Origin of the sequence: Bradyrhizobium sp. WSM3983, from assembly GCF_000473045.1 — a bacterium.
In the GTDB taxonomy this organism is placed as follows: domain Bacteria; phylum Pseudomonadota; class Alphaproteobacteria; order Rhizobiales; family Xanthobacteraceae; genus Bradyrhizobium.
This window is the reverse complement of record NZ_AXAY01000005.1, coordinates 301677-324350: the sequence shown is the minus strand read 5'-3', so window position 1 is coordinate 324350 and position 22674 is coordinate 301677. Positions and strand designations below refer to the sequence as shown.

General features: G+C 64.0%; 22 protein-coding genes. 13 read left to right on the top strand and 9 right to left on the bottom strand.

Annotated features, from left to right (window positions below):
- Positions 1 to 133: 133 nt before the first annotated feature.
- From YUA_RS0110985 to YUA_RS0110965, 5 genes are all read left to right on the top strand, one after another.
- Entirely contained in the window at positions 134 to 1882 is a 1749-nt protein-coding gene (locus tag YUA_RS0110985; protein ID WP_027530734.1) for a type I secretion system permease/ATPase, read from the top strand.
- Positions 1879 to 3213: an HlyD family type I secretion periplasmic adaptor subunit gene (locus tag YUA_RS0110980; RefSeq protein ID WP_027530733.1), complete on the top strand. Its 1335-nt coding sequence runs from the start codon at positions 1879 to 1881 to the stop codon at positions 3211 to 3213. The genes YUA_RS0110985 and YUA_RS0110980 overlap by 4 nt, the downstream gene beginning before the upstream one ends.
- 180 nt (positions 3214 to 3393) lie before the next feature.
- On the top strand, positions 3394 to 4863 hold the full coding sequence (locus tag YUA_RS0110975) for an AMP nucleosidase (protein WP_027530732.1): 1470 nt from the start codon (positions 3394 to 3396) through the stop codon (positions 4861 to 4863).
- A gap of 121 nt (positions 4864 to 4984) precedes the next feature.
- The gene (locus YUA_RS0110970) at positions 4985 to 5605 is read left to right on the top strand and encodes a M48 family metallopeptidase (RefSeq protein ID WP_027530731.1); all 621 of its coding nucleotides are present in this window, start codon (positions 4985 to 4987) and stop codon (positions 5603 to 5605) included.
- Positions 5606 to 5693: 88 nt separating this feature from the next.
- On the top strand, positions 5694 to 5969 hold the full coding sequence (locus YUA_RS0110965) for a DUF1488 family protein (protein WP_027530730.1): 276 nt from the start codon (positions 5694 to 5696) through the stop codon (positions 5967 to 5969).
- Positions 5970 to 6162: 193 nt separating this feature from the next.
- On the opposite strand, the gene YUA_RS0110960 is transcribed toward YUA_RS0110965, so the two are convergent.
- On the bottom strand, positions 6163 to 6645 hold the full coding sequence (locus YUA_RS0110960; protein ID WP_027530729.1) for a CinA family protein: 483 nt from the start codon (positions 6643 to 6645) through the stop codon (positions 6163 to 6165).
- Between the two features lie 170 nt (positions 6646 to 6815).
- Here YUA_RS0110960 and YUA_RS0110955 point away from each other — a divergent pair, with 170 nt between their 5' ends.
- The 3 genes from YUA_RS0110955 to YUA_RS0110945 are packed head-to-tail and all read left to right on the top strand — an operon-like array spanning position 6816 to position 9421.
- Positions 6816 to 7874, top strand: coding sequence for an amidohydrolase family protein (locus YUA_RS0110955; RefSeq protein WP_027530728.1), 1059 nt, complete (start codon positions 6816 to 6818; stop codon positions 7872 to 7874).
- 24 nt (positions 7875 to 7898) lie between these two features.
- Positions 7899 to 9008 (top strand): amidohydrolase family protein, encoded by a 1110-nt coding sequence (locus tag YUA_RS0110950; RefSeq protein WP_027530727.1) that lies wholly within the window; start codon positions 7899 to 7901, stop codon positions 9006 to 9008.
- Entirely contained in the window at positions 9008 to 9421 is a 414-nt protein-coding gene (locus YUA_RS0110945; protein ID WP_027530726.1) for a Rieske (2Fe-2S) protein, read from the top strand. Before YUA_RS0110950 ends, YUA_RS0110945 begins: the two co-directional genes overlap by 1 nt.
- A 135-nt stretch (positions 9422 to 9556) precedes the next feature.
- Here YUA_RS0110945 and YUA_RS0110940 read toward each other — a convergent pair whose 3' ends face one another.
- Together YUA_RS0110940 and YUA_RS0110935 are read right to left on the bottom strand one after the other, a co-directional pair.
- Positions 9557 to 10888, bottom strand: a complete 1332-nt coding sequence (locus YUA_RS0110940; RefSeq protein WP_027530725.1) for an MFS transporter — start codon at positions 10886 to 10888, stop codon at positions 9557 to 9559.
- A gap of 144 nt (positions 10889 to 11032) precedes the next feature.
- Positions 11033 to 11926: a transcriptional regulator GcvA gene (locus YUA_RS0110935; protein ID WP_027530724.1), complete on the bottom strand. Its 894-nt coding sequence runs from the start codon at positions 11924 to 11926 to the stop codon at positions 11033 to 11035.
- 110 nt (positions 11927 to 12036) lie between these two features.
- On the opposite strand from YUA_RS0110935, the gene YUA_RS0110925 reads away from it, so the two are divergent.
- Entirely contained in the window at positions 12037 to 12240 is a 204-nt protein-coding gene (locus YUA_RS0110925) for a DUF1127 domain-containing protein (RefSeq protein ID WP_027530723.1), read from the top strand.
- A gap of 70 nt (positions 12241 to 12310) precedes the next feature.
- A complete protein-coding gene (locus YUA_RS0110920; protein ID WP_027530722.1) occupies positions 12311 to 12934 on the top strand; it encodes a GNAT family N-acetyltransferase in 624 nt (207 codons plus the stop codon).
- Positions 12935 to 13165: 231 nt separating this feature from the next.
- Here the strand turns inward: YUA_RS0110920 and YUA_RS0110915 are convergent, their stop codons facing one another.
- Both YUA_RS0110915 and YUA_RS0110910 read right to left on the bottom strand, forming a co-directional pair.
- Complete coding sequence (locus tag YUA_RS0110915) at positions 13166 to 13996, bottom strand: enoyl-CoA hydratase (protein ID WP_027530721.1); 831 nt, start codon at positions 13994 to 13996, stop codon at positions 13166 to 13168.
- A 114-nt stretch (positions 13997 to 14110) separates the two neighbouring features.
- Positions 14111 to 14812 (bottom strand): SDR family NAD(P)-dependent oxidoreductase, encoded by a 702-nt coding sequence (locus tag YUA_RS0110910; protein ID WP_027530720.1) that lies wholly within the window; start codon positions 14810 to 14812, stop codon positions 14111 to 14113.
- Positions 14813 to 15033: 221 nt separating this feature from the next.
- Between YUA_RS0110910 and YUA_RS0110905 the strand changes: the two genes are divergently transcribed.
- The 3 genes from YUA_RS0110905 to YUA_RS43790 all read left to right on the top strand — a co-directional run bounded on the left by YUA_RS0110905 (position 15034) and on the right by YUA_RS43790 (position 18835).
- On the top strand, positions 15034 to 16818 hold the full coding sequence (locus YUA_RS0110905) for an acyl-CoA dehydrogenase family protein (protein ID WP_027530719.1): 1785 nt from the start codon (positions 15034 to 15036) through the stop codon (positions 16816 to 16818).
- 43 nt (positions 16819 to 16861) lie between these two features.
- Positions 16862 to 17950, top strand: a complete 1089-nt coding sequence (locus tag YUA_RS0110900; protein WP_027530718.1) for a Zn-dependent alcohol dehydrogenase — start codon at positions 16862 to 16864, stop codon at positions 17948 to 17950.
- A 270-nt stretch (positions 17951 to 18220) separates the two neighbouring features.
- Positions 18221 to 18835, top strand: coding sequence for a 2-hydroxychromene-2-carboxylate isomerase (locus YUA_RS43790; RefSeq protein ID WP_051383140.1), 615 nt, complete (start codon positions 18221 to 18223; stop codon positions 18833 to 18835).
- Positions 18836 to 18961: 126 nt separating this feature from the next.
- Here YUA_RS43790 and YUA_RS0110890 read toward each other — a convergent pair whose 3' ends face one another.
- From YUA_RS0110890 to YUA_RS0110875, 4 genes are all read right to left on the bottom strand, one after another.
- Positions 18962 to 19492, bottom strand: a complete 531-nt coding sequence (locus tag YUA_RS0110890; RefSeq protein WP_027530717.1) for a cytochrome b — start codon at positions 19490 to 19492, stop codon at positions 18962 to 18964.
- 29 nt (positions 19493 to 19521) lie between these two features.
- The gene (locus tag YUA_RS0110885) at positions 19522 to 20388 is read right to left on the bottom strand and encodes a hypothetical protein (protein WP_027530716.1); all 867 of its coding nucleotides are present in this window, start codon (positions 20386 to 20388) and stop codon (positions 19522 to 19524) included.
- 3 nt (positions 20389 to 20391) lie between these two features.
- A complete protein-coding gene (gene mbfA, locus YUA_RS0110880; protein WP_027530715.1) occupies positions 20392 to 21363 on the bottom strand; it encodes an iron exporter MbfA in 972 nt (323 codons plus the stop codon).
- Between the two features lie 67 nt (positions 21364 to 21430).
- Positions 21431 to 22579, bottom strand: a complete 1149-nt coding sequence (locus tag YUA_RS0110875) for an alpha/beta hydrolase (RefSeq protein ID WP_027530714.1) — start codon at positions 22577 to 22579, stop codon at positions 21431 to 21433.
- Positions 22580 to 22674: the final 95 nt, after the last annotated feature.

Sequence of the window (22674 nt, the reverse complement as noted above, 5' to 3'; positions counted from 1 at the left end):
GATGTGGCGGGGTCCGGATTAATTCGATTGCGTTGCACGCGGGGGAGAACCCGATATTAATCCGGGGCGCGTACGCCTCCATTTGCCTTTGGAAATCAGGGGGTTTTCCCCTTACCCGAAAGAGATCAGACTGATGGCAGCCGTTCCCGGCCTCCGCCGTTCAGAGCTCGGTGACGCGCTGCGTGCATGCCGCACGGCGTTCGTCGGCGTCGGCTTCATGAGCTGCATGATCAACCTGCTCTATCTGACCGGGTCGATCTTCATGCTGGAGGTCTACGACCGGGTGCTGCCGAGCCGCAGCATCCCAACCCTCGTCGGCCTGATCGTCCTCGCCGGCGGCCTCTATATGGCGCAGGGCGTGCTCGACATGATCCGCAACCGCATCCTGGGACGGGTCGGCACCGCGCTCGACGAGGCGCTGAACAAGCGCGTGTTCGACACCATCGTGCGCTTGCCGCTCTTGGTCGGCAGCCGCAACGAGGGGCTTCAGCCGCTGCGCGATCTCGACAATGTCCGCTCCTTCCTTGGCGGCATGGGCCCGAGCGCGTTCTTCGACCTGCCCTGGCTGCCGCTCTATCTCGCCATCTGCTTCGCCTTCCACGTCATGATCGGCGTGACCGCACTGGTCGGTGCCATCATCCTGGTCGGGCTGACGCTGGTGACCGAGTTCCTGTCCCGCCAGCCGGCGAAAGAGGCGATGGGGCTTGCCGCCCAGCGCAACGATCTCGCCCAGTCCAGCCGCCGCAATGCCGAAGTGCTGGTGTCGATGGGCATGGCCGGCCGGCTGAACCAGCGCTGGAGCGAAGCCAACGAAAAATATCTCGCCGGCAATCAGCGTGCCAGCGACGTCGCCGGCGGCCTCGGCGCGATCGCAAAAGTGCTGCGCATGATGCTGCAATCGGCGGTGCTCGCGGTCGGCGCCTATCTCGTCATCCACCAGGAGGCGACCGCCGGCATCATCATCGCCGGCTCGATCCTTTCCGCCCGCGCGCTCGCGCCGGTCGATCTCGCGATCGCGCATTGGAAATCCTTCGTCGCGGCCCGCCAGAGCTGGCATCGCCTCAGCCGTCTGCTGGAGCAGATGCCGGCGCAGGCGACGCCGACCCAGTTGCAGGCCCCCGTCAGCCGTCTGTCGATCGAAGGCGTCGCCATGGTGGCGCCGGGCGACCAGCGCCTCATCGTCCAGGACGTCAACTTTGTGCTCGAAGCCGGCAACGGCCTCGGCGTGATCGGACCGAGCGGCTCAGGCAAATCGTCACTGATCCGCGCGCTGGTCGGTGTCTGGCATCCGGTCCGCGGCAAGGTCCGGCTCGACGGCGCGGCGCTCGACCAGTGGTCGTCCGATGTGCTCGGCCGCTACATCGGTTATCTGCCCCAGGACGTCGAACTGTTCGGCGGCTCCATCGCGCAGAACATCAGCCGTTTCGATCCGGAGGCGACTTCCGACGGCATCATCTCTGCGGCCAAGGAAGCCGGCGTGCACGAGATGATCATCAAGATGCGCGAGGGCTACAACACGCAAGTCGGCGAGCAGGGCACCTCGCTTTCCGCCGGCCAGGCGCAGCGCGTGGCGCTGGCGCGCGCGCTCTATGGCAATCCGTTCCTGATCGTGCTCGACGAGCCGAACTCCAATCTCGACACCGAAGGCGACGAGGCGCTGACCCGCGCCATCCGCAGCGCACGCGAGCGCGGCGCCATCGTGATCGTGGTGGCGCACCGGCCCATCGGCGTCGAGGCGGTCGACCAGATCCTGGTGCTTCGTGACGGCCGCATGCAGGCCTTCGGTCCGAAGGAGCAGGTGCTCGCGCAGGTGCTCCAGCCCCGCGTCGCACCGCCGGCGCCGATCAAGATCGTCAGCGAAGGCGGAGTGGCCAAATCATGAGCACGATGACGGTTGGCGGGACAAAGCCCGCCGCGACCAGGACGGTGCGGGAGTCGATCCGGTTTCACCTGATCCTCGGGATCGCGATCGTGATGGTCCTGGGCGTCGGCCTCGGCGGCTGGGCATCGATGGTTCAGATCTCGGGTGCGCTGATCGCGCCGGGCCAGATCGTGGTCGAATCCAACGTCAAGAAGGTGCAGCACCCGACCGGCGGCGTCGTCGGCGAGGTGCGCGCCCACGACGGCGACGTGGTCAAGGCCGGCGATATCGTGGTGCGGCTCGACGACACCGTCACCAAGGCCAATCTCGCCATCGTCACCAAGAATCTCGACGCCGCGCAGGCGCGCGCGGCGCGGCTTCAGGCCGAGCAGCGCGGCCTCGACAAGATCGAGTTTCCGCAATCGCTGCTCGATCGAGGCGACGATCCCGACGTCAAGGTGCTGCTCTCCGCCGAAACCAAGCTGTTCGACGTCCGCGTCAACGGCCGCGCCGGCCAGAAGGCCCAGCTTCGCGAGCGCATTCAGCAGCTCAACGAGGAGATCGAGGGTCTGTCCGCGCAGGAGAAAGCCAAGGACAAGGAAATTTCGCTGGTGCAGCAGGAGCTCACCGGCGTGCGCGATCTCTATGACAAGCATCTGGTGCAGATCTCGCGCCTGACCACGCTGGAACGCGACTCTGCCCGCCTCACCGGCGAGCGCGCACAGTACATCGCCTCGCGGGCGCAGGCCAAGGGCAAGATCACCGAGACCGAGCTGCAGATCATCCAGGTCGACAAGGACATGGTGAGCGAGGTCTCCAAGGATTTGCGCGAGACCAATGACAAGAGCGGCGAGCTGATCGAGCGCAAGGTCGCGGCCGAAGACCAGCTCCGCCGCGTCGACATCCGCGCGCCGCAGGATGGCATGGTGCTGCAATCGACGGTGCACACCGTCGGCGGCGTCGTCACGGCCGGCGATGCGCTGATGCTGATCGTGCCGCAAGCCGACGATCTTCAGGTCGAGGCCAAGGTCAATCCGGTCGATATCGACAAGCTGCAGATCGGCCAGAAGACGCTGCTGCGCCTCTCTGCCTTCAACCAGCGCACCACGCCCGAGCTCAACGGCGTCGTCAGCCGCGTCTCGCCCGACGTCACCACCGACCAGCGCACGGGCCAGAGCTACTACACCATCCGCGTGTCGATGTCGGCGGAAGAGGTCGCCAAGCTCGGCGACTCCAAGCTGATCCCCGGCATGCCGGCGGAGGCCTTCGTCCAGACCGGCGACCGCACCATGCTGTCGTACCTCTTGAAGCCGCTGCACGACCAGTTCATGCGGGCCTTCCGCGAGAAGTGACGCGCGAAAAGCGCTCGGGCCGCAATCTCCCTATGGTAGGGTGGGCAAAGGCGCAAAGCGCCGTGCCCACCATTCCTGCACGGTGACGAAGATGGTGGGCACGCTTCGCTTTGCCCACCCTACGGCACTTTGTTCTTTGCTATAGTTCGACCCAGGTCCCATAAACCCGGCGTTCGAACAATGCAGACCCCTCCCTCCATCGCCACAAAATCCTTCTCCGACGCTGGCCTCGCCGTCGCCCGTCTCGAAGAAATCTACGAGCGCAACACCAAATTCCTGCGCGACAGGTTCGAGGCCTATGTCAACGGCGAAGCCATCACCGCGCGCGTGAGGGCCTATTATCCGTTCGTCCGTGTCACGACCGCGACGCATGCGCGGCTGGATTCGCGTCTCTCCTACGGCTTTGTCGCCCGGCCCGGCGTACACGAAACCAGCGTGACGCGGCCGGATCTGTTCCGGACCTATCTCACCGAGCAGATCGGGCTGCTGATCCAGAACCACGGCGTGCCGGTCGAGATTGGCGAGTCAGCCGAGCCGATCCCCGTTCACTTCGCCTACCGTCGCGATATCAACATCGAGGCGGCGATCACCACGAGCGAGAATTCGCCGGTGACGCGGTCGCTGCGCGATGATTTCGACGTGCCTGATCTCGCCACCATGGACGATTCCATCGCCGATGGCACCTTCGAACTCCAGCCCGGCGCGCCCGAGCCGCTGTCGCTGTTTCGCGCAGCCCGCGTCGATTACTCGCTGCGCCGGCTCTATCACTACACCGGCACCGATCCCGAGCATTTCCAGAACTTTGTCATTTTCACCAACTACCAGTTCTATGTCGATGCCTTCGCGCAGCTCTGCCAGCAGCGGCTTCAGTCCGGCGAGGCCGGCCTCGAAGCCTTCGTCGCGCCCGGAAACGTCATCATGCGCAATGGCGGCGCGACGACCGGAGATGCGCCCGTGCGTACGCCGCAAATGCCGGCATTCCATCTGGTTACATCAGGCTATCGCGGCATCACGCTGATCAATATCGGCACCGGCCCGTCCAACGCGCGCAATGTCACCGATCACGTCGCGGTGCTGCGGCCGCATGCCTGGCTGATGCTCGGGCATTGCGCGGGCTTGCGCAATACGCAGCGGCTCGGCGACTACGTGCTCGCGCATGGCTATGTGCGCGAGGACCACGTGCTCGATCGCGAGCTGCCGCTGTGGGTGCCGATCCCGGCGCTGGCCGAGATGCAGGTCGCGCTGGAGCAGGCGGTCGAGGACGTCACGGGCCTGGAGGGTTTCGAGCTCAAGCGACTGATGCGCACGGGAACGGTCGCCAGCGTCGACAATCGCAATTGGGAAATCTCGGGGCCCGAGGTCATTCGCCGCATGTCGCAATCGCGCGCGGTCGCGCTCGACATGGAATCGGCCGCGATCGCCGCCAACGGTTACCGCTTCCGCGTCCCCTATGGCACGCTGCTCTGCGTCTCCGACAAGCCGTTGCATGGTGAGATCAAGCTCGCCGGCATGGCCAGTGAATTCTATCGTCGCCGCGTCGGCCAGCATCTCGAGATTGGCCTGAAGGCGCTGGAGCGGCTCAAGCAGCAGGAATCGGAGCGGCTGCATTCGCGCAAGCTCCGCAGCTTTGCCGAGGTCGCGTTCCAATAAACGACAACAGAACTGTCGTACGAACGTTGACGTCTCCGTGCGCACAGCGTCCCGGAATATCCCTGCCGGGGCAGGGTTATCAATTCGTCCGGGGCCGCTTGCAACAGCACAGGAGATGGAGATGTTCACGAGGATGATCAGGCTCATCACGCTGGGTACATTAGCGGCAGGCTTGTTGAGCTTGCCGGCGTTCGCCGCGGGCGGCGGAGGTGGGGGTGGGGGCGGTGGTGGAGGCGGTGGCATCGATCCCTTTGCCAGTCCCTATTCGGACCAGAAAGCGCAGCCGGCGCCGACTTATCCAAGGCGCCCTGGCACCAAGGCGACTCAGAAAGGCAAGAAGCCGAACAACCAGTCCAGTATCGATGATCCCACATTCGCGGCCGGCTACCGCGTCGCCTATGACACCATCTACGCGCGCAACGACTATGCGACCGCGATCGTGCAGTTGAAGTCGCTTGGCCATGATGACCATCCGAACGTCGCCAACCTCATTGGCTACTCCTACCGCAAGCTTGGCGACTACGAGCAGTCACAGGTCTGGTACGAGCGCGCGCTGAAGGCGGATCCGAACCACGTCCTGACATGGCAGTATTACGGGCTGTGGCAGCTCGAGCGAGGCAATCGCGAGCAGGCGCTCTATCATCTGAGCCGGATTGCAGCCATTTGCGGGACGGATTGCGAGGAGTACAAATCGTTGGCCGCGGCGCTGGAGAAGCCGACTGGGACTGCGCTCGTCTATTAGGACGCTGCGGCTCGTCTTGCGGCCAAGGTGACAAGCCGCTGGATTTTTTGCATTGTCCCGTTCAGGGGGGCGCGAACGGGACAATGGGATGCCGCTGACGCGCGACAGGATCATCGGTCACGACCTCGAACGGCTGGCCTTTCGATTTACCATGCTGACTGACGGCGAAATCGTGCAGTGCCAGATCAGCGACGCCGCGATGGACGAGCTCGCGGGCATGCAGGGTACCGAAAGCAGCGCACGGCAGGCGCAATTCACGTCATTGCGCGAGACCATCGAACGGATCGCGTCGGATCTCTACGACGAAGCGCCGCGGTTCAAGGGCTATGTGGTGCGGATTTTTATTCGGCATTTGGGGAGGTGACTGCCGCTCGTCGCCGCGGACACAAATCTCTCACCGTTACCCTGAGGTGGCCGCTTCTTCAGCGAAGGGCGACGGCCGGGCTGCATCGTGGCCGTTCATCCTTCGAGGCTCCCCACGTGGCGCGCTGCTGCGCCACGTGCATCGCACCTCAGGATGACGATCGGGAAAGCGAACGCTGCCCGCGTCGGCAATCTCACCCCTCCAGCTTCCTCAGCAGGAACTTCAGCGCCGTCGCCGCGAACACCTGCATGTTCGCGAATCGGTCGTTGCTGCCTGTCTCCAGCGTCATCACCTCTGCAGTCGGTCCCGCCACCGCCATGCAGCTATGGCCGGCGGCGTCACCGTAGCGGTTGCCGGTGGGGCCGGCTGCGCCAGTCTCGGACAGGCCCCAGTGGGAGTTGAAGCGGCCGCGCATCTGTTCGGCCAGAAGTATTGCGTAGGGCTCCGAGGACGAACGAAAGCCCCTCATTCCTTCGTCCGAAATATCCATCAGCACGCGCCGCGCGTCGCGGGTGTAGACCACCGCGCCGCCGAGGAAATAGGCGGAGGCGCCGGGCACCGCGAGCAGGCTCGCTGCGATCAGGCCGCCGGTCGAGGATTCCGCGACCGCAATTGTATGTTTGCGCGCGATCAATTTTGCCGCGACCTGTTCCGCAATGCCGACGAGCTCTTTCATCTCCATCACCCCTCATTCCTTCGCAACTGAGCTCAGCCTTCCTAGCATATGACAGAAGCCTTGGCCGAGTTGCGGGCGGAGGGCAGGCCTGCTTGAATGGCGGACAAGGCGAAGCGGCCAGGCGCCGCCCGCGACAAGACGCGACGAGGAAACGTGAGAAGGGAGACGTCATGGCGTCCCTGATCGCCGGCGGGGTGGACTGCGACGTGCATCCGGCCGTGCCGCATCTGACCAGCCTGCTGCCGTACCTGAATGACTATTGGCGCGATCAGGTGACGACGCGCGGCATGGTCGACCTCGTCTCGCAATCCTATCCGAAGAACTCGCCGATCGGGGCGCGGCCGGATTGGCGCCCTGAGAGCGGCAAGCCGGGCGAAAGCCTCGATGACATGCAGCGCCATGTGCTCGATCCCTTCCAGCTCAAACATGCCATCTGCAACCCGCTTTACGGCGTGCAGATGGTGTTTTCGGAAGATTTGCAGGCCGCCTTCTGCCGCGCGCTGAACGAGTGGCTCGTGAAGGAATGGCTCGACCGTGATCAGAGGCTGCGCGGCTCGATTGTGATCCCGACGCAAAGCGTCGAGAAAGCCGTCGCCGAGATCGAGCGCTGCGCCCGGGACAAGCGTTTCGTGCAGGTGCTGATGCTTGTCATGGGCGACACGCCGCTCGGCAAGCGCGCGCTGTGGCCGATCTATGAGACGGCGGAACGTCACGACCTGCCCATCGGCATCCACGCCGGTTCCGCCTATCACAATCCGCCGACCGCAGTGGGCTGGGGTTCCTACCACATCGAGGATTATGTCGGTCAGGCCCAGGCGTTCCAGACCCAGCTCACCAGCCTGATCGTCGAGGGCGTGTTCGCAAAATATCCGCGGCTGAAGATGGTTATGCTGGAGTCCGGGGTCTCCTGGATCTCCCCTTACCTCTGGCGCCTGCACAAGTTCTGGCGCGGGGTACGGATGGAGACGCCCTGGGTCGATCGCGCGCCATTGGAAATTGTGCGCAGCAACATCCGCTTCTCATTACAGCCATTTGATGCACCGCCGGATGAAGCGACATTAATTCGCCTGTTTGATCATATGCAGTCCGACGAATTGGTCCTATTCTCCACGGACTATCCGCACTGGCAGTTCGACGGCCTGGACGCGCTGCCTCAAGGTCTGTCCCCCGATCTCGTGCGCAAGATCATGATCGACAATCCGCATGCAACCTATCCCCGCCTGACTTAGCCCGCTGCCAAAGGAGGCAAGGCGATGAATATCCAGTTCCGCGAGAGCCCAGAGGCCGCTTCCCCCCCGACGACGAAGACCGCGATTGCGGACTGCGACATCCATCCGGCGCGCGCGACCCGCACCGAACTCTATCCTTATCTCGCCAGACGCTGGCAGCATCATCTCGAGATCTATGGCGTCCACGCCTACCAAGGCATGATGGAAGGCCCGCCCTATCCGAAGGCCCAGCCCAACGCCTCGCGCCGCGATGCTTATCCGCCGGAAGGCGGGCCGCAGGGTTCCTCGCTCTCCTTCATGCAGAAGCAACTGCTCGATCCCAATAATGTGCAGTTGGGGGTGCTCAATCCGCTCAACACTGGGCAGGGCATCCGCAATCACGAACTTTCGGCGGCGCTATGCTCGGCCATCAACGACTGGCAGATCGACAAATGGACCAGCAAGGACAAGCGGCTGAAGGCCTCGATCGTCGTCGGCAATGAGGATGGCCTGGCCGCCGCTGCCGAAATCCGCGAGCGCGCGGGCGACAAGAACTTTGTCCAGGTGCTGCTGCTCAGCCGCAATGTCGAGCCGCTCGGCCAGCGCCGTTACTGGCCGATCTACCAGGCCGCGGAAGAGGCGGGTCTTGCGGTCGGCGTGCATGCCTTCGGCTTCGGCGGCAATCCGATCACGCCGTCGGGCTGGCCGTCCTACTACATCGAGGAGATGGTGGGCCATTCGCAGTGCCAGCAATCGGCGCTGGCGAGCCTTGTTTTGGAAGGCGTGTTCGAGCGCTTCCCGAAACTGAAGATGGTGATGATCGAGGCCGGCTTCGGCTGGGCGCCGTCGCTGGCGTGGCGGCTCGACAAGGTCTGGCAGCGGCTCAGGAGCGAGGTGCCGCATGTAAAACGGCCGCCGTCGGAATATATCCGCGAGCAGGTATGGTGGACGACGCAGCCGATGGAAGACCCCGAGCGGCGCGAGGATCTGTTCGACGTCGTCAACTGGATCGGCTGGGACAGGCTACTGTTCGCGACCGACTATCCGCATTGGGACTATGACGAGCCGTCACGTGTGCTGCCGGCGGGCGTCAGCGACGCCAATCGCGAGGCGTTTTATCTCGGCAATGCCAAGAAGCTGTATGGGATGAGTTGATGGCGCGGCATGTGATTGCCGCGGTCGATGAATTGCCGCCGGGCACACGAAAATTTCTGGAGATCGACGGCCGGCCGATCGCGGTCTTCAACATCAAGGGCGAGTATTTCGGCCTGATGAACCGCTGCCCGCATCAGGGCGCGGCGCTGTGCGAGGGGCCGCTGATCGGGCTCGCGCAGTCAAAGGATCCCGGCGAGATCGAATATACCAAGCTCGGCGAGATCATCCGCTGCCCCTGGCACGGCTGGGAGTTCGACATCCGCACCGGCCAGTCCTATTGCGACCCCCGCCGCTTCCGCGTGAAGGCCTATCCGGCGCATGTCGAGCCTGGCGCGGATGTGGTGAAAGGCCCGTATGTTGCGGAGACGATTCCAGTGAAGGTCGAGAGCGACTACGTGGTGGTGGAGCTGTAAGCTCCACTGTCATTCCGGGGCGATGCATCGAGCCCCGGAATCCATCGTGCGTCAGGAATGCTGGGAGAAATGGATTCTCTGATGCGCAATTGCGCATCATAGTTCGCGCTACGCGCGCCCCGGAATGACACCCAGCTAGTGTCCCGCGATCGGCTCCGCTACCGCATCATACGTCGTCACCGCCTGGCGGCCACCGCGATAGACGATCGACGCGGCAATGATGCCAAGCACAGCGGCGAACATCAGCCAGAAGCCGGGCGAGGCCTTGTTGCCGGTGTAGTCGATCAGCAAGGTCGAGGCGAACGGCGTGAAGGTGCCGAACAGCGCGGCCGCGAGCGCGAAGGCGAGCGAGAAGCAGGTGGTGCGGACATGCGCCGGCACGATCTCGACCAGCGCGCCGAGCATGGTGCCGCTGTACATGCCGAAATAGAACGAGAACATCATCTCGACCGTGAGCAGCTTGCCGAAGGTCGGCGCTGCCACCAGCCAGCTCAGTGCCGGGTAGGCGGTGACCAGCGCCAACGTGGCGATCCCGACCAACACCGGCTTGCGGCCGATGCGGTCGGACAGTGCGCCGCCGACCGGATTCCAGATGAAGTTGGTCACGGCCACGAGCAGCGTGACCAGCAGCGCATCTTGTGTCGACAGCTTCAGCACGGTCTTGCCGAAGGTCGGCGTGTAGACGGTGACGAAGTAGAACGTCGTCGTGGTCAGGACCGCGATCATCATGCCAAGGATGACGATGCGCCAGTTGGCGAGCGCGGAAGCGAACACTTCGCTTGCAGTCGGGTGCTTTTTCATCGCGAGGAAGGCCGGCGTCTCCTCCAGCGTGCGCCGCAGGAAGAAGATCAAGGGAATGATCAGGCAGCCGACGAAGAAGGGAATGCGCCAGCCCCAGGACGCAACCGTGTCGGCTGGCATCACCTCGGACAGGATATAGCCGAGGATCGACGCCACGAAGATCGCGACCTGCTGGCTCGACGACTGGAACGAGGTGTAGAAGCCGCGATTGCCGGGCGTGGAGATCTCCGCGAGATACACCGAGACGCCACCGAGTTCGACGCCGGCGGAGAAGCCCTGCAGCAGGCGGCCGATCAGCACGATGATCGGTGCAGCGATGCCGATGGTCGCGTAGCTCGGGCAGAACGCGATGACGACGGTGCCGATGGCCATGATGCCGAGAGTGACGATCAGCCCCTGGCGGCGGCCGATGCGGTCGATGTAGGCGCCGAGCACGATGGCGCCGACCGGGCGCATCAACGCGCCGAGCCAGAACACGCCAAAGGTGTTGAGCAGCGATGCGGTCTCGTTGGTGGAGGGGAAGAACGCCTTGCCGATCGCGGCGGCATAGAAGCCGAACAGGAAGAAGTCGAACTGCTCGAGGAAATTGCCGCTCGTTGCGCGCAGGATTGCGCCGATGCGCGACTTGATTGCGGGCGGATTGGTTGATGCTGCTGGTCCAGCCATTGATGTTACTCCCCTGGAAGACGTGGCCGGTCCGGAACTCATTTTCACGGCAAGGCGACAGATCGTTGCTGCGACAATCTGTCTAACCCCTCTCGCGCGGGGCTTTCCGAGTCAACCCATTTTGCTGCAGAAGCTGATGATTTTTCAGGCTTTATTCTGCGTTGCCGCGATCATCCATTGACGGAAGGCGGCGAGCTTTGGCGCTTCGCGGCGGCCCTCCGGCGAGACCAGATAGAAGCCGGCGTCTGCCGGCAGCGCGATCTTGAAGGGAACCACGAGCCGGCCCTTGGCGATGTCGTCCCGCACGTAGGAGGTCCGGCCCATCGCCACGCCCATGCCGTCGATCGCCGCCTGGACTGTCACGAAAGTCATGTCGAAGGTGACGCCGGGCTGTCGGGAAATGTCGGTCGGCAGGCCTGCCGCCGTCAGCCAAAGCCGCCAGTCGTCGGTGCTGTTGGTGTGAAGCAGCACGTGGTCCTTCAGATCCGCAGGCGTCCGCAGAGGCTGGTCGCAGCGCAACAACGACGGGCTGCACACCGGAAATAGCTCGTCCGCCATCAGCCAGTCGGCACGCAGGCCCGCCCACTGGCCTCTGCCGTATCGGATCGCGGCGTCGACATTGTCGCGCTGGAAGTCGACCAGGCTGGTCGAGGTGGTGATGCGGACGTCGATGCCGGGATTCGCCTCCTGGAAGTCGGTCAGCCGCGGCAGCAGCCACTTTGCGGCGAGCGAGGCCAGGGTCGAGACCGTCAGCACCTTGTCGTCGTCCTTGCGCAGCAGCCGGTCGGTCGCAAGCCGGAGGTCGTTGAAGGCGGCGCGGACGCCGGGGAGGTAGTCGCGCGCCTCCGGCGTCAGCGCGAGCGCGCGGTTCTGCCGGATGAACAGGCGGATGCCGAGCTCCTCCTCGAGCCGGCGGATCTGATGGCTGATTGCGGTCTGCGTCACGTTCAGCTCGCTCGCCGCCAGCGTGAAGCTGAGATGGCGCGCGGCGGCCTCAAACGCCCGCAATCCGTTCAGGGAGGGCAATCTGGCAGTCATTTGGCAGCAGGATGCATGAGCTTATTTCATGCGAAGGAGTACAAATTGTCGTTTGTCGACGTCCGTGCGCAGGAGGATATTAGCCTCAAATTTAGCTCGAGGAGCTGAAGATGTCTACTTGCACTGATAATTCGATGACAAATCATCATGCACCCGGCCTGATCGACCAGATCGGTGAGACCCTCCATGTCTGGCACGAGCGCTACCGGACCCGTCGCGAGCTGACCAACTGGACCGCCCGCGATCTCCACGACGTCGGCCTGTCCTGGAGCGATGTCGCCTTTGAGGCTGAGAAACCCTTCTGGCGGGCCTGATTGGCCGCCAGGCCGGCGCCGCCTGATCGCAGGGGCGCCGGCGGTCCCTTTTCCCCCAAGGTCACCTGTCATGAGCAGCCTTCGCCTGGAAGACCTGAAGCAATATTCGGACGTACTGCGCACCCGACAGGGCGAGGCAATCACCGTCCGCTTCGTCGAGCCGCGCGACACCGAGGAGCTTCAGCACTATTTCCGCTCGCTCTCGACCCGCTCCCGCTACAACCGCTTCTTCGGCGCCATCAGTGAATTGCCGAAAGGCCTGCTGCACGAGTTTCTCCGGGTCGGCGAGCGCGAGCGCTTCACCGTGGTTGCGACCAAGATGGTGGATGGTTTCGAGACCATTGTCGCTGAAGCGCGGTACGCCTTTCATGCCGGGACCTCGACGCTGGAGTTTGGCCTCTCGGTCGACGACCGCTGGCAGGGCCACGGCATTGCCACCGCGCTTCTGAAGAATCTCGAATGCCGCGCCGCCGCGCTCGGTGCTGAGCACATCTTCGGCGACACGCTGCGCTCCAACCAGATCATGATCTCGCTCGCGCGCAAATCCGGCTTCGCCTTCGTCAACCATCCCGACGACTGGAAGCTGGTCCGGTTCGACAAGGAGATCCACCTCGCGCCAAAGGACATTCCCTGCGCGAGCTGGCGTCTTGCAGCCCTTTCCCGTCAGGCCGATAGCCCCTCAGCCTCGGCCTGACACAACTCCGAGCCCGGCTCAGGTCGCAAACCAGAGCCGGGCATTTTTTTGCCCGCAGTCGTTGCCGCGCAACCTCTCTCCACACCGTCATTCCGGGGCGCGCCTCGCGCGAACCCGGAATCCATTTCACCGCGCGTCTTGCGGCCCAATGGATTCCGGGCGCGATGCTGCGCGCATCGCCCCGGAATGACAGCCGGTTACGTCTGCCTATTCTTGACCAATGAGGGCGCCCTACTTCCCCGTGAACACCGCTTTCCGCTTCTCGATGAAGGCCTGCACCGCCTCCTTGTGATCGGCGGTGGTGGTCAGGCGGATCAGGCGTTCGGCCTCGTGGTCACGGGCGGTTTCGAAATCGAACAGCAGGGCCTCGTCGAGATTGTCCTTCATGTAGCGCAGCGCCAGGCGCGGACCTTCGGCGAGTGACTTGGCCAAGGTGAAGGCTTCGGCTTGTAGCTTGTCGTCGGGCACGATGCGGTTGACGAGGCCGATGGCTTCGGCGCGCGCGGCATCGACGCGATCGCCGGTGAACAGCAGCTCGCGCGCCCGCGCCGTCCCGACGAGGCGCGTCAACAGCCATGCGATGCCGTAATCGCCGGAGAGCGCGATGCGGGCGTAGCCGGTGGCAACGAAGGCCGATTGCGCGGCGATGCGGATGTCGCAGGCCATGGCGAGGGCAAGCCCGGCGCCGACCGCGGGGCCGGGCAGCGCCGCGATGGTCGGCTTGCGCACCGACACCAGCGCGCCGGTGAGCAGCCGCTGCCGTTCCTGGAGATCGGCGATGCGCTCATCAAGCGACATCTCCAGCTTCTTGGGATCGCGATGCGCGCCCATGCCCTTGACGTTGCCGCCGGCGCAGAACGCCTCGCCTGCGCCAGTGATCAAGAGCGCGCCGACATCGGGGTTCTCGCCGCAGGTCCGGATCATCGTGCGCAGCGCCGGCGTCAGCGTGTCCGACAGCGAATTGCGCGCCTCCGGCCGGTTCAGCGTGATCACAGCGACGCGGTCGCGGATGACGCAGAGCAGTTCAGTGGTGCCGGTGTCGATGGTGGTTTCCGTGGTCATTGTCTCTCCCTGGCTGTTGTAGGATGGGCAAAGCGAAGCGTGCCCACCATTTTGTTTCTCGGCCATTGATGGTGGGCACCGCGCTTTTGCGCCTTTGCCTACGGCAGTCGCGTCTCAAAACTTCTCCACCCAGGGCCGCAGTTCCAGCTCCCAGCTCCAGGTGCTGCGCGGCTGCTGCAACACGTTCCAATAGCTCTCCGCGATCGCATCGGGATCGAGCATCGAATCCGGTCTGTCGGCCGGCTCGGCGCGCGCTGCGCTGAGGATGCCGCCGTCGATGACGAAATGCGCGACATGGATACCTTGCGGCGACAATTCGCGCGCCATGCTCTGTGCCAGCCCGCGCAGCGCGAACTTGCCCATCGCGAACGGCGCGGATTGCGCGTAGCCCTTGACGCTGGCGGACGCGCCGGTGAACAGGATCGCGCCATGCTTGCTCGGCAGCATGCGCTTGGCCGCCTGCTGCGCCACCAGGAAACCGCCATAGGCGCTGACCGCGATCGCGTTTGCGACGTCAGCCGGCACGAGATCGACGAACGGCCCGCGCGCGCGGCCACTGGCGTTGTAGACGACGAGGTCGGGCGTTCCGATCTCGCGCTCGACCAGACCGAACAGGCGCTCGACCTCCTCGGGCTCGGTGGCGTTGCAGGCATAGGCCCTGGCGCCGGTCTGGCTGCAGAGCGCGCCCAATTTCTCGATCTTGCGCGCGGCCAGCGCAACGCGGATGCCTTCCGCGGCAAGCAGCCGCGCCAGCGAGGCGCTCAGGCCTTCGCCGGCGCCGACGATGAGGGCGATCTTGTATTTCGGATGTTCCATGGCGTGATCTCTCGGGGACGGGACGCCGCTGATCTATGCATTCGCCGTGCGGACAACCAGCCGGGTCGATCACAATTCCGCAGAGCGAATTGCTCCTTCACGGCGGTCATGCCTCCCTGACAATTTGCGGCTTTATCGCCCCTCGCGAGTGGAGCATGATCGACATCATCTCAAGCGGCAAGCGTTAAGAATGCCGCCGGGTGGAAACGAAGAGGACGATCATGCACAAGCCGGTCACAGCGCAGCCAAAACATGTCGCGGCCGCACCATCCGGCGCGCTGGCGCCCGATACCAGCGGCATGAATTTCTACCGCGCCGATCAAGCGCTGACGGATCTCCTGCGCATCCATCTGCCGGAGAAGCTGTTCCGCCACGTCGAACCGCATCTCGATCGCCTCGGCGAATTGGCCGGCGGCCACCTCGACGACTGCGCGCGGCTCGCCGACCGGCACACACCGGTGCTGCACCAGCGCGACAAGTTCGGCCGCGACGTGCAGTGGATCGAATATCACCCGGCCTATCGCGAGCTCGAGAACGCCGCGTTCGGTGAGTTCGGTATCCACGCGCTCTCGCTCCGCAAGGGCATCATGGGCTGGCCGGACAAATATCCGGTGGTAGCCAAACATGCCTTCACCTTCCTGTTCAACCAGACCGAATTCGGAATGGGCTGCCCGATCAACGTCACCGACGGCTGCGCAAAGCTCCTGGCAAATTTCGGCAGCGACGCGTTGAAGGCAAAGTATCTCGACGGCCTGACCCAGACCGACATGAGCAAGCTGACGCAAGGAGGCCAGTTCATGACCGAGAAGGAAGGCGGCTCCGATGTCGGCACGCTGACCACGCGCGCGGTGCAGGAGGGCGACCATTGGCGCCTCATCGGCGAAAAATGGTTCTGCTCGAATGCCGATGCGAAAGTCGTGATGCTGCTGGCGCGTCCCGAGGGCGCCGGCCCCGGCACGCGCGGCGTCGGTCTGTTCCTGATGCCGCGCTTCCTCGACGACGGCTCGCAGAACCACTACCGGATCGTGCGTCTCAAGGACAAGCTCGGCACCCGCTCGATGGCCTCGGGCGAGATCAAGCTCGAAGGCGCGATTGCCTATGCGGTCGGCAGGCTCGACCGCGGCTTTGTGCAGATGGCCGAGATGGTGAACTCCTCGCGTCTCTCCAACGGCGTGAAATCGACCGCGCTGATGCGCCGCGCCTATCACGATGCGATGATGGTGGCGAAGAACCGCGTGGTGTTCGGCAATCGCATCATCGACCTGCCGCTCGGGCGACGGCAGATGCTGAAAATCATGCTGCCGGTCGAGCAGGCGCTGTCGATGAGTTTTCTCACCGCCGATGCGCTCGACCGCGCCGAAGCCGGCAGCCAGGATGCGGCGGCACTGCTGCGCATTCTCACACCGACGCTGAAATTCCGCGCCACCCGTGACGCGCGAAAAGTCTGCGGCGATGCGCTCGAGATGCGCGGCGGCATCGGCTATATCGAGGAATTCGCCACCGCACGGCTGCTGCGCGATGCGCATCTCGGCTCGGTCTGGGAAGGCACCGGCAACATCGTCGCGATCGATGCGCTGAGGCGCGCGGTCGGCCGCCACGGCGCGGAATCCGCGCTATCAGCCGATCTTCATGCCCGGCTCGACGACAGCGCCTCCGTGCCGCAGGCCTGGCGCGACAATTTGCGCGGTTTTGTCGATCGCGCCGTTGGTTTTGCTCGCGAGGTCGCGGGCAAGTCCGAGAACGAGGCCGACGCGCGGCGCGCAACGAGCCTGCTCTATCATGTCGCCAGCGCCGTCGCGCTCGCCTGGGAAGCGCATCGCATCCACGAGATGCGCGGCGATGCACGCCGGCTGCTGCTGTCGCGGCTGGTGATCGACCATCGCATCTTGCCCAGCGATCCGTTCCTGCTGACGGAAAATGCCGCGCAGGCGAAGATCGCAGCACTTCTGCTCGGCGACCGCGCTGCCGGCATGAGCGAGGTTGGCGAACTGGTTCTGGCAGCGTAGGCTGCGCCTGCGTTCAAAAAAGAAAAGCGACAGGGAGTGCTCGATGAAGGCCGCCGTCCTCTATGAAGTCAACAAGCCGCTGGTCATCGAGGATGTCAGCCTGCCGAAGCCGGGCCCGCGCGAGGTCCTGATCCGCACGTCAGTCGCCGGGCTCTGCCACTCCGATCTGCACTTCATGGAAGGCCTCTATCCGCATCCGCTGCCCGCCGTGCTCGGACACGAATCCGCCGGCATCGTCGAGCAGGTCGGCTCGGACGTCACCTATGTGAAGCCCGGCGACAATGTCGTCACCTGCCTGTCCGTGTTCTGCGGCACCTGCGACAATTGCACCACCGGCCGCACCGTGCTCTGCACCGACACCACGGTGAAGATGCTGCCGGGCGCTTCGAACCGGATGCAGTGGAACAGGCCGGAGAAGTTGAACCAGTTCCTCAATCTCTCGTCCTTTGCCGAGCAGATGCTGGTGCACGAGAACGCCATCGTCAAAATCAGGAAGGAAATGCCGCTCGATCTCGCCGCGCTGATCGGCTGCGGCGTCATCACCGGCTATGGCGCGGTGGTGAACACGGCAAAGGTGACGGCGGGCGAGACCGTCGCAGTGATCGGGTGCGGCGGCGTCGGCATGGCCGCGATCAATGGCGCGCAGATCGCAGGTGCCGGCCGCATCATCGCCATCGACACCAATCCGGCAAAGCTCCAGCTCGCAACCAAGCTGGGCGCGACCGACATCATCAATCCTGCCGACGGCGACGTCGTGAAGCAGGTCCGCGATCTTACCAATGGCGGTGTGCATCACTCCTTCGAGGTGCTCGGCCGCAAGGAAACCGCGGAACAGGCCTTTGGGATGCTCGCCTCCGGCGGCACGGCCACTATCGTCGGCATGATCCCGTTCGGCCAGAAGATCGAGCTGCACGGTTTTGACTTCCTGCGCGAGCGCCGGATCCAGGGCTCGTCGATGGGCTCGAACCACTTTCGTGTCGACATGCCCAGGCTGGTCGATTTCTACCTGCGCGGGCGGCTGCATCTGGAGGACTGGATCTCGGCCAAGCTGAAGCTCTCCGAGATCAACGAGGGTTTTGCCAACATGAAAGCCGGCAAGACGCTGCGCAGCGTGATCGTGTTTGATAGTTGATCTAGCTGAGGTGTCATCGCCCGGTTTAGCCGGGCGATCCAGTACTTCGCGGCAGTTGTGCTAGAACCGACGGACCGCGGCGTACTGGATGCCCGTCTTCGCGCGGCATGACAGCGGAGGGTCGAGCGGCAACGGGTCCGCCTCACCGGCTTCATAGCTCCAACCGCGTCCGTCCGCCCATACACTTCGATCGATAGCGAATTATTCGCGCGCCGCCGGATGCTAGGCTGCCGGGCCATCGGCGAGAGCCGATCGCCGGTGGGGGGCTGCATGACGGTATCAATCGACGTCTACTACGACTTCAGGTCACCCTACGCCTATTTTGCGGCCAATCGGCTCCATGATCGGGAGATCGACGGTCACGCGTGGCGGTGGTGCCCGGTCTCCATCGACGTGCTGCTCAACCTTCAGGCCGGGCGCCGGCCCTGGGCGCCTTATTCCGATCCGCTGTCGGCGCCGAAGCGGGCTCATTTGATCGCGGATGTGCGGCGTCTTGCGGCCTATTACGATCTGCCTTTGCGCGCGCCGCGACCGGCGCGGCCGAATTCGGTCCCGGCGTTATGTCTGGCGGCGCTTATCGACGAGCCTGCGCGGGCGGCGTTCTCCATTGTTGTGTTAAACGCACTCTGGCGCGAACAGCAGGACATTGCCGATCCCGAGGTGCTCGCGGCCTGCCTGGCGTGCACGGGAGCGAAAGCCGACCTCGTGTCCGCCGCCTTCACGGAGCAGGCACGCGTGCATCTCGCGGAGCAGACGCAAGAAGCCTACGCGCGCGGGATTTTCGGCGTGCCGAGCTTTGCGGTCGGGGCGGACGTCTTTTTCGGCAACGACCGGCTGGATTTGTTGCGCTGGACGATCGAGCGGCGGCCCCGATCGGCCTCATAGCCTCACCGCGATACATGAGCCGACATAGTTGCGGTTGAGTGCAGTGAGCTGTTCGATGTCCTGGCTCATCAAGGTTCTCTCTCTTGCCGCAACCGGCGTTTGATCGCGGTTGATCTGCCCGGAACGCTACCCGGGCAACATTCGCTGCATCACGCGGTCGCGATAGATGAAGATATGCACGAACGCGGCTGCGATGTGAATGCCGATGGTGATGAGCAGCGCCCATTCCATCGCCTGGTGGAGGCCGTCGATGGCCCGGCCGGCGGCTGCGTTGCCGGACGCGAGCATCGGCATTGGCACAAAATAGAAGAACGAAACAGGCCATCCGCGGAAGGACGCAAACAGCCAGCCCGAGATCGTCGTCGCCAGCACCAACGCGTAAAGCAGCCAGTGTATGGCCTCCGAAGACAAGCGCTGCCAGGCGGGAAGAGAGCTCTCAGGCGCGACGGGATGGATGAGACGCCAGAGCAGGCGGAGAGCCGTCAGCGCCAGGATTATCATTCCAATCGACAGGTGAAACGTCATGCCGGCGCCAGGGTTCATGCCCGGATGGATATCCGGCATGAACCAGCCGATCGGGTATTGCAGGGCGAGCAACGCGACGATGAGCCAGTGAAAGATCTTGGCGGGAGTGCCGTATTGAAGGCGGATGGTCATGAGGATCCTGGCGTTGGACGCTGACGCAGTCAGGGTTGGAAGCCGCGTGCGGCAGCATGGATGAACGGATTGACGGGCCCGCTGCTCATCCGCATGTTGGCGTCCCGTTTCTGACCCGGCACGGGGAAAGCGTAGCCGATGATCGTCTTGACAACGAGCCGGTCAGAAGCCGGCGTCAACCCGTAGCCGACACCGAAGTTCACATCGAACACACCGGCCTTGAAATCGGTGACGGCAAACAGCGTATGCTGCTGGTCGGGAAGCTTGCTGAAATTCCCGATCTCGCCGAAGTCGGCGTAATATTCGAAGCCGGCGAACAAATCGTTGCCGAAGTTGCGTGCCAGCCGGGCGGCGGGCGCGAAATCGGCCTCGCCCTTGCTGCCGAAGCCGATATCGACGATCGGGTTGACGATGAACTCATATTGCGAATTGCGCACGCCGATGATCGGGCGGATCTCCAGTCCCCATCGCGTTTGCGCGAATTTGGGCATCTCATAGCTCAGCTCGAAATTCACGCCATAGAAGAGATTCTGCTGCTCCGCATGCGGCGAGACGAACAGCGTGCGCAGCTTGAAGGCGTCAGACAGGAATTGCCGGTCCTGCACGGCGAATGGCAGATAGAGCCCGAGCTCCCACCAGTCGGTCACGCCGTAGGCGAATTCCGGCGTGCCGTTGAGGCTGTGGTTGGACGGAAAGCCGCCGGGAAACGGCGGGTCCTTTTGTCCGAGCGCGACATAGTTGAGGTGCTGCTGGATCGTGAACTGCCCGACATCGGCAATCCCGGCGTTATAGACCTGGATCTCGTCGGTGGCGCGTGCTGTCTCGCCTGAGGCGATCAGGAGCGATGCGCAAGTCAGGCTTGCGGCCGCGACAGTGTATGAACGTTGCCTTGCCATCGTCTACGCCGCCCCGATCAATATTCCCACGGCCAGCACGATGGCGCCGCCGAGCACGATCTGGAACACCGCCTGCAGGAACGGCGTGTCCATGTAGCGCGCGCGGATGAAGGCGATCGCCCACAATTCGAAGAACACGACGATGCCGGCGATGGCGGTCGCGATCCAGAATGCGTTGGGCCATGCGTCTGGCACGAGATAGGGCATGGTATGGCCGAGCCCGCCGAGCGTTGTCATCGCGCCGCAGATGATGCCGCGCAGCCAGGGCGAGCCCCGGCCGGTGAGCGAGCCGTCGTCGGACAGCGCTTCGGCAAAGCCCATGCTGATGCCGGCGCCGATCGAGGCGGCGAGGCCGACCAGAAACGTCTGCCAATTGTGGTGGGTGGCAAAGGCGGCCGCGAACAGCGGCGCCAGTGTCGAGACCGAGCCGTCCATCAGGCCTGCGAGGCCGGGCTGCACGTATTGCAGGACGAACAGGCGGCGGTTGGTGCGGTCTTCCTCCGCGCGCACATCGGAGCTCAGAATCTGGTCCGTCAACTTTGCGGCGGTGTGCTCGTGGCCTTTCTCGGCTTCGGCGAGATCACCGAGCAGGCGGCGCACCCCGACATCCTGCGCCTGTTCGGCAGCCTTCACGTAGAAGCGCTCGGCCTGCATCTCCATGGTCTCGACCTCGCTGCGAATGGTGTCGAGCGGCAGGTTCTTGGTGAGCCAGACCGGGCGGCGGCGCAGGAAGCCTTTGACGTCCTCGCGACGGATGGGCGGCAGGTGCGGACCGAAGCGCTGCTCGTACATTTCCAGCAGCATGTGGCGATGTCCGCGCTCTTCCTCAGCCATCTGCTCGAACAGCTTTGCTGAATCCGGATAGCGCTCTTTGAGGTCCTCGGCGAAGCTCATATAGATGCGGCTATCCTCCTCCTCGGAGGAGATCGCGACCGCAAGCACCTCGCGTTCGGTCAAATCGGCAAAATTCTTCACGACGGCCCTGTTTCATCAGTTTAGAATAATTCTAAACTATATAGGGCGCTGCGGTTCTCAGGTCAATTCAAGCGGTGCGGGCCATTTCGAGGAAGTCGAGCAGCAGACGGCTGACCTCGGCAGGCTGCTCCTGCTGCACCCAATGGCCGGCGCCATCGACGAGATGACAGCCGAGCATCCTGGTGCAGCCGCGCCCCTGCATCGTCTCGAACACACCGGGGCGTTGATAAGTGCCCCAATCCTGCTTGCCCGAGATGAAGCACGAGGGCACGTCGATGCTGCGTCCCGCAAACAGCTGCATCTCGTTGTTGAGCACGGCTGACGTGCCGTAACGGTACCATTGCAGACCGCCCTGGAATCCGGTGCGGCCATATTCGGCGCTGTAATAGGCGAGGTCGCTGTCCGGCAGCCATCGATTGGCGGCAATCGCGGCCGGCGAGGGCATCTCCTTCGCGACCGTCTCGGCCATCGTCTCACCGGCGTCCATCACGTAGTACGTCGGCATTTTTGCGAGCTCTTCTGCGGACCACGACTTCAGCGGATAAGGCTTGTTGTCGATCCAGTCCGCGCTCTTGTGATGATAATAGGCGCGCAGGAAATCATGCACGCCCTGCGGCGCGTGCTGCATGTCGGCGTTTGCCGGACGCGTTGCGTAATACCATTGATAGTGTTTGCGGGGCCGCCGCAGCGCGGCGAGTTCGCGATGCACGGGATCTTCGACCGGCGGCTTCGCGGGACTATCGACCGTGTTGAAGGGTAGCGCCGGCGCTCCGCCGAACGGCGCGCTCATCAACGCTACCGAACGAAACACGTCGGGCCGGATCAGCGCGCACCACGCCGCGACCGGGCTGCCGAAATCGTGTCCGGCGAGATCGACCTGCTTGTAGCCGAACGCCGACACCAGGGCCAGTGCATCGCGGACCAGATTGAGCAGGGAAAACGGTGCGACATCGCCGTCGTAATCGGCGGTCCAGCCAGTGGTGCGGCCATAGCCGCGCTGATCGGGTGCGAGCACGTGATAGCCGGCAGAGCTGAGCGCCGGCATCACCTTGCGCCAGGAGAAGGCGAGCTCGGGAAACCCGTGCAGCAGCAGGATGCACGGGCGACCTTTGCTCTCGAAGCCGGCCTCGAGCACATGCATGCGCAAGCCGTTGATGCCGTCGACATAGCGCGAGCGGATACCGGCGGGGAGAGGGACGTCGGGGAGTGTTGTCATCGCTTTCTCCACGCAGGTGGAATCGTAGGGTGGGCAAAGGCGCGCGCTTCGCGCGCCGTGCCCACCATTCCTTGACGCGTTTGGCGTGGTGGGCA

Bases quoted from the DNA above. Each gene is read 5' to 3' on its own strand.
- YUA_RS0110985 (WP_027530734.1), top strand. From the start codon at position 134: ATGGCAGCCGTTCCCGGCCTCCGCCGTTCAGAGCTCGGTGACGCGCTG.
- YUA_RS0110980 (WP_027530733.1), top strand. From the start codon at position 1,879: ATGAGCACGATGACGGTTGGCGGGACAAAGCCCGCCGCGACCAGGACG.
- YUA_RS0110975 (WP_027530732.1), top strand. From the start codon at position 3,394: ATGCAGACCCCTCCCTCCATCGCCACAAAATCCTTCTCCGACGCTGGC.
- YUA_RS0110970 (WP_027530731.1), top strand. From the start codon at position 4,985: ATGTTCACGAGGATGATCAGGCTCATCACGCTGGGTACATTAGCGGCA.
- YUA_RS0110965 (WP_027530730.1), top strand. From the start codon at position 5,694: ATGCCGCTGACGCGCGACAGGATCATCGGTCACGACCTCGAACGGCTG.
- YUA_RS0110960 (WP_027530729.1), bottom strand. From the start codon at position 6,645: ATGAAAGAGCTCGTCGGCATTGCGGAACAGGTCGCGGCAAAATTGATC.
- YUA_RS0110955 (WP_027530728.1), top strand. From the start codon at position 6,816: ATGGCGTCCCTGATCGCCGGCGGGGTGGACTGCGACGTGCATCCGGCC.
- YUA_RS0110950 (WP_027530727.1), top strand. From the start codon at position 7,899: ATGAATATCCAGTTCCGCGAGAGCCCAGAGGCCGCTTCCCCCCCGACG.
- YUA_RS0110945 (WP_027530726.1), top strand. From the start codon at position 9,008: ATGGCGCGGCATGTGATTGCCGCGGTCGATGAATTGCCGCCGGGCACA.
- YUA_RS0110940 (WP_027530725.1), bottom strand. From the start codon at position 10,888: ATGGCTGGACCAGCAGCATCAACCAATCCGCCCGCAATCAAGTCGCGC.
- YUA_RS0110935 (WP_027530724.1), bottom strand. From the start codon at position 11,926: ATGACTGCCAGATTGCCCTCCCTGAACGGATTGCGGGCGTTTGAGGCC.
- YUA_RS0110925 (WP_027530723.1), top strand. From the start codon at position 12,037: ATGTCTACTTGCACTGATAATTCGATGACAAATCATCATGCACCCGGC.
- YUA_RS0110920 (WP_027530722.1), top strand. From the start codon at position 12,311: ATGAGCAGCCTTCGCCTGGAAGACCTGAAGCAATATTCGGACGTACTG.
- YUA_RS0110915 (WP_027530721.1), bottom strand. From the start codon at position 13,996: ATGACCACGGAAACCACCATCGACACCGGCACCACTGAACTGCTCTGC.
- YUA_RS0110910 (WP_027530720.1), bottom strand. From the start codon at position 14,812: ATGGAACATCCGAAATACAAGATCGCCCTCATCGTCGGCGCCGGCGAA.
- YUA_RS0110905 (WP_027530719.1), top strand. From the start codon at position 15,034: ATGCACAAGCCGGTCACAGCGCAGCCAAAACATGTCGCGGCCGCACCA.
- YUA_RS0110900 (WP_027530718.1), top strand. From the start codon at position 16,862: ATGAAGGCCGCCGTCCTCTATGAAGTCAACAAGCCGCTGGTCATCGAG.
- YUA_RS43790 (WP_051383140.1), top strand. From the start codon at position 18,221: ATGACGGTATCAATCGACGTCTACTACGACTTCAGGTCACCCTACGCC.
- YUA_RS0110890 (WP_027530717.1), bottom strand. From the start codon at position 19,492: ATGACCATCCGCCTTCAATACGGCACTCCCGCCAAGATCTTTCACTGG.
- YUA_RS0110885 (WP_027530716.1), bottom strand. From the start codon at position 20,388: ATGGCAAGGCAACGTTCATACACTGTCGCGGCCGCAAGCCTGACTTGC.
- YUA_RS0110875 (WP_027530714.1), bottom strand. From the start codon at position 22,579: ATGACAACACTCCCCGACGTCCCTCTCCCCGCCGGTATCCGCTCGCGC.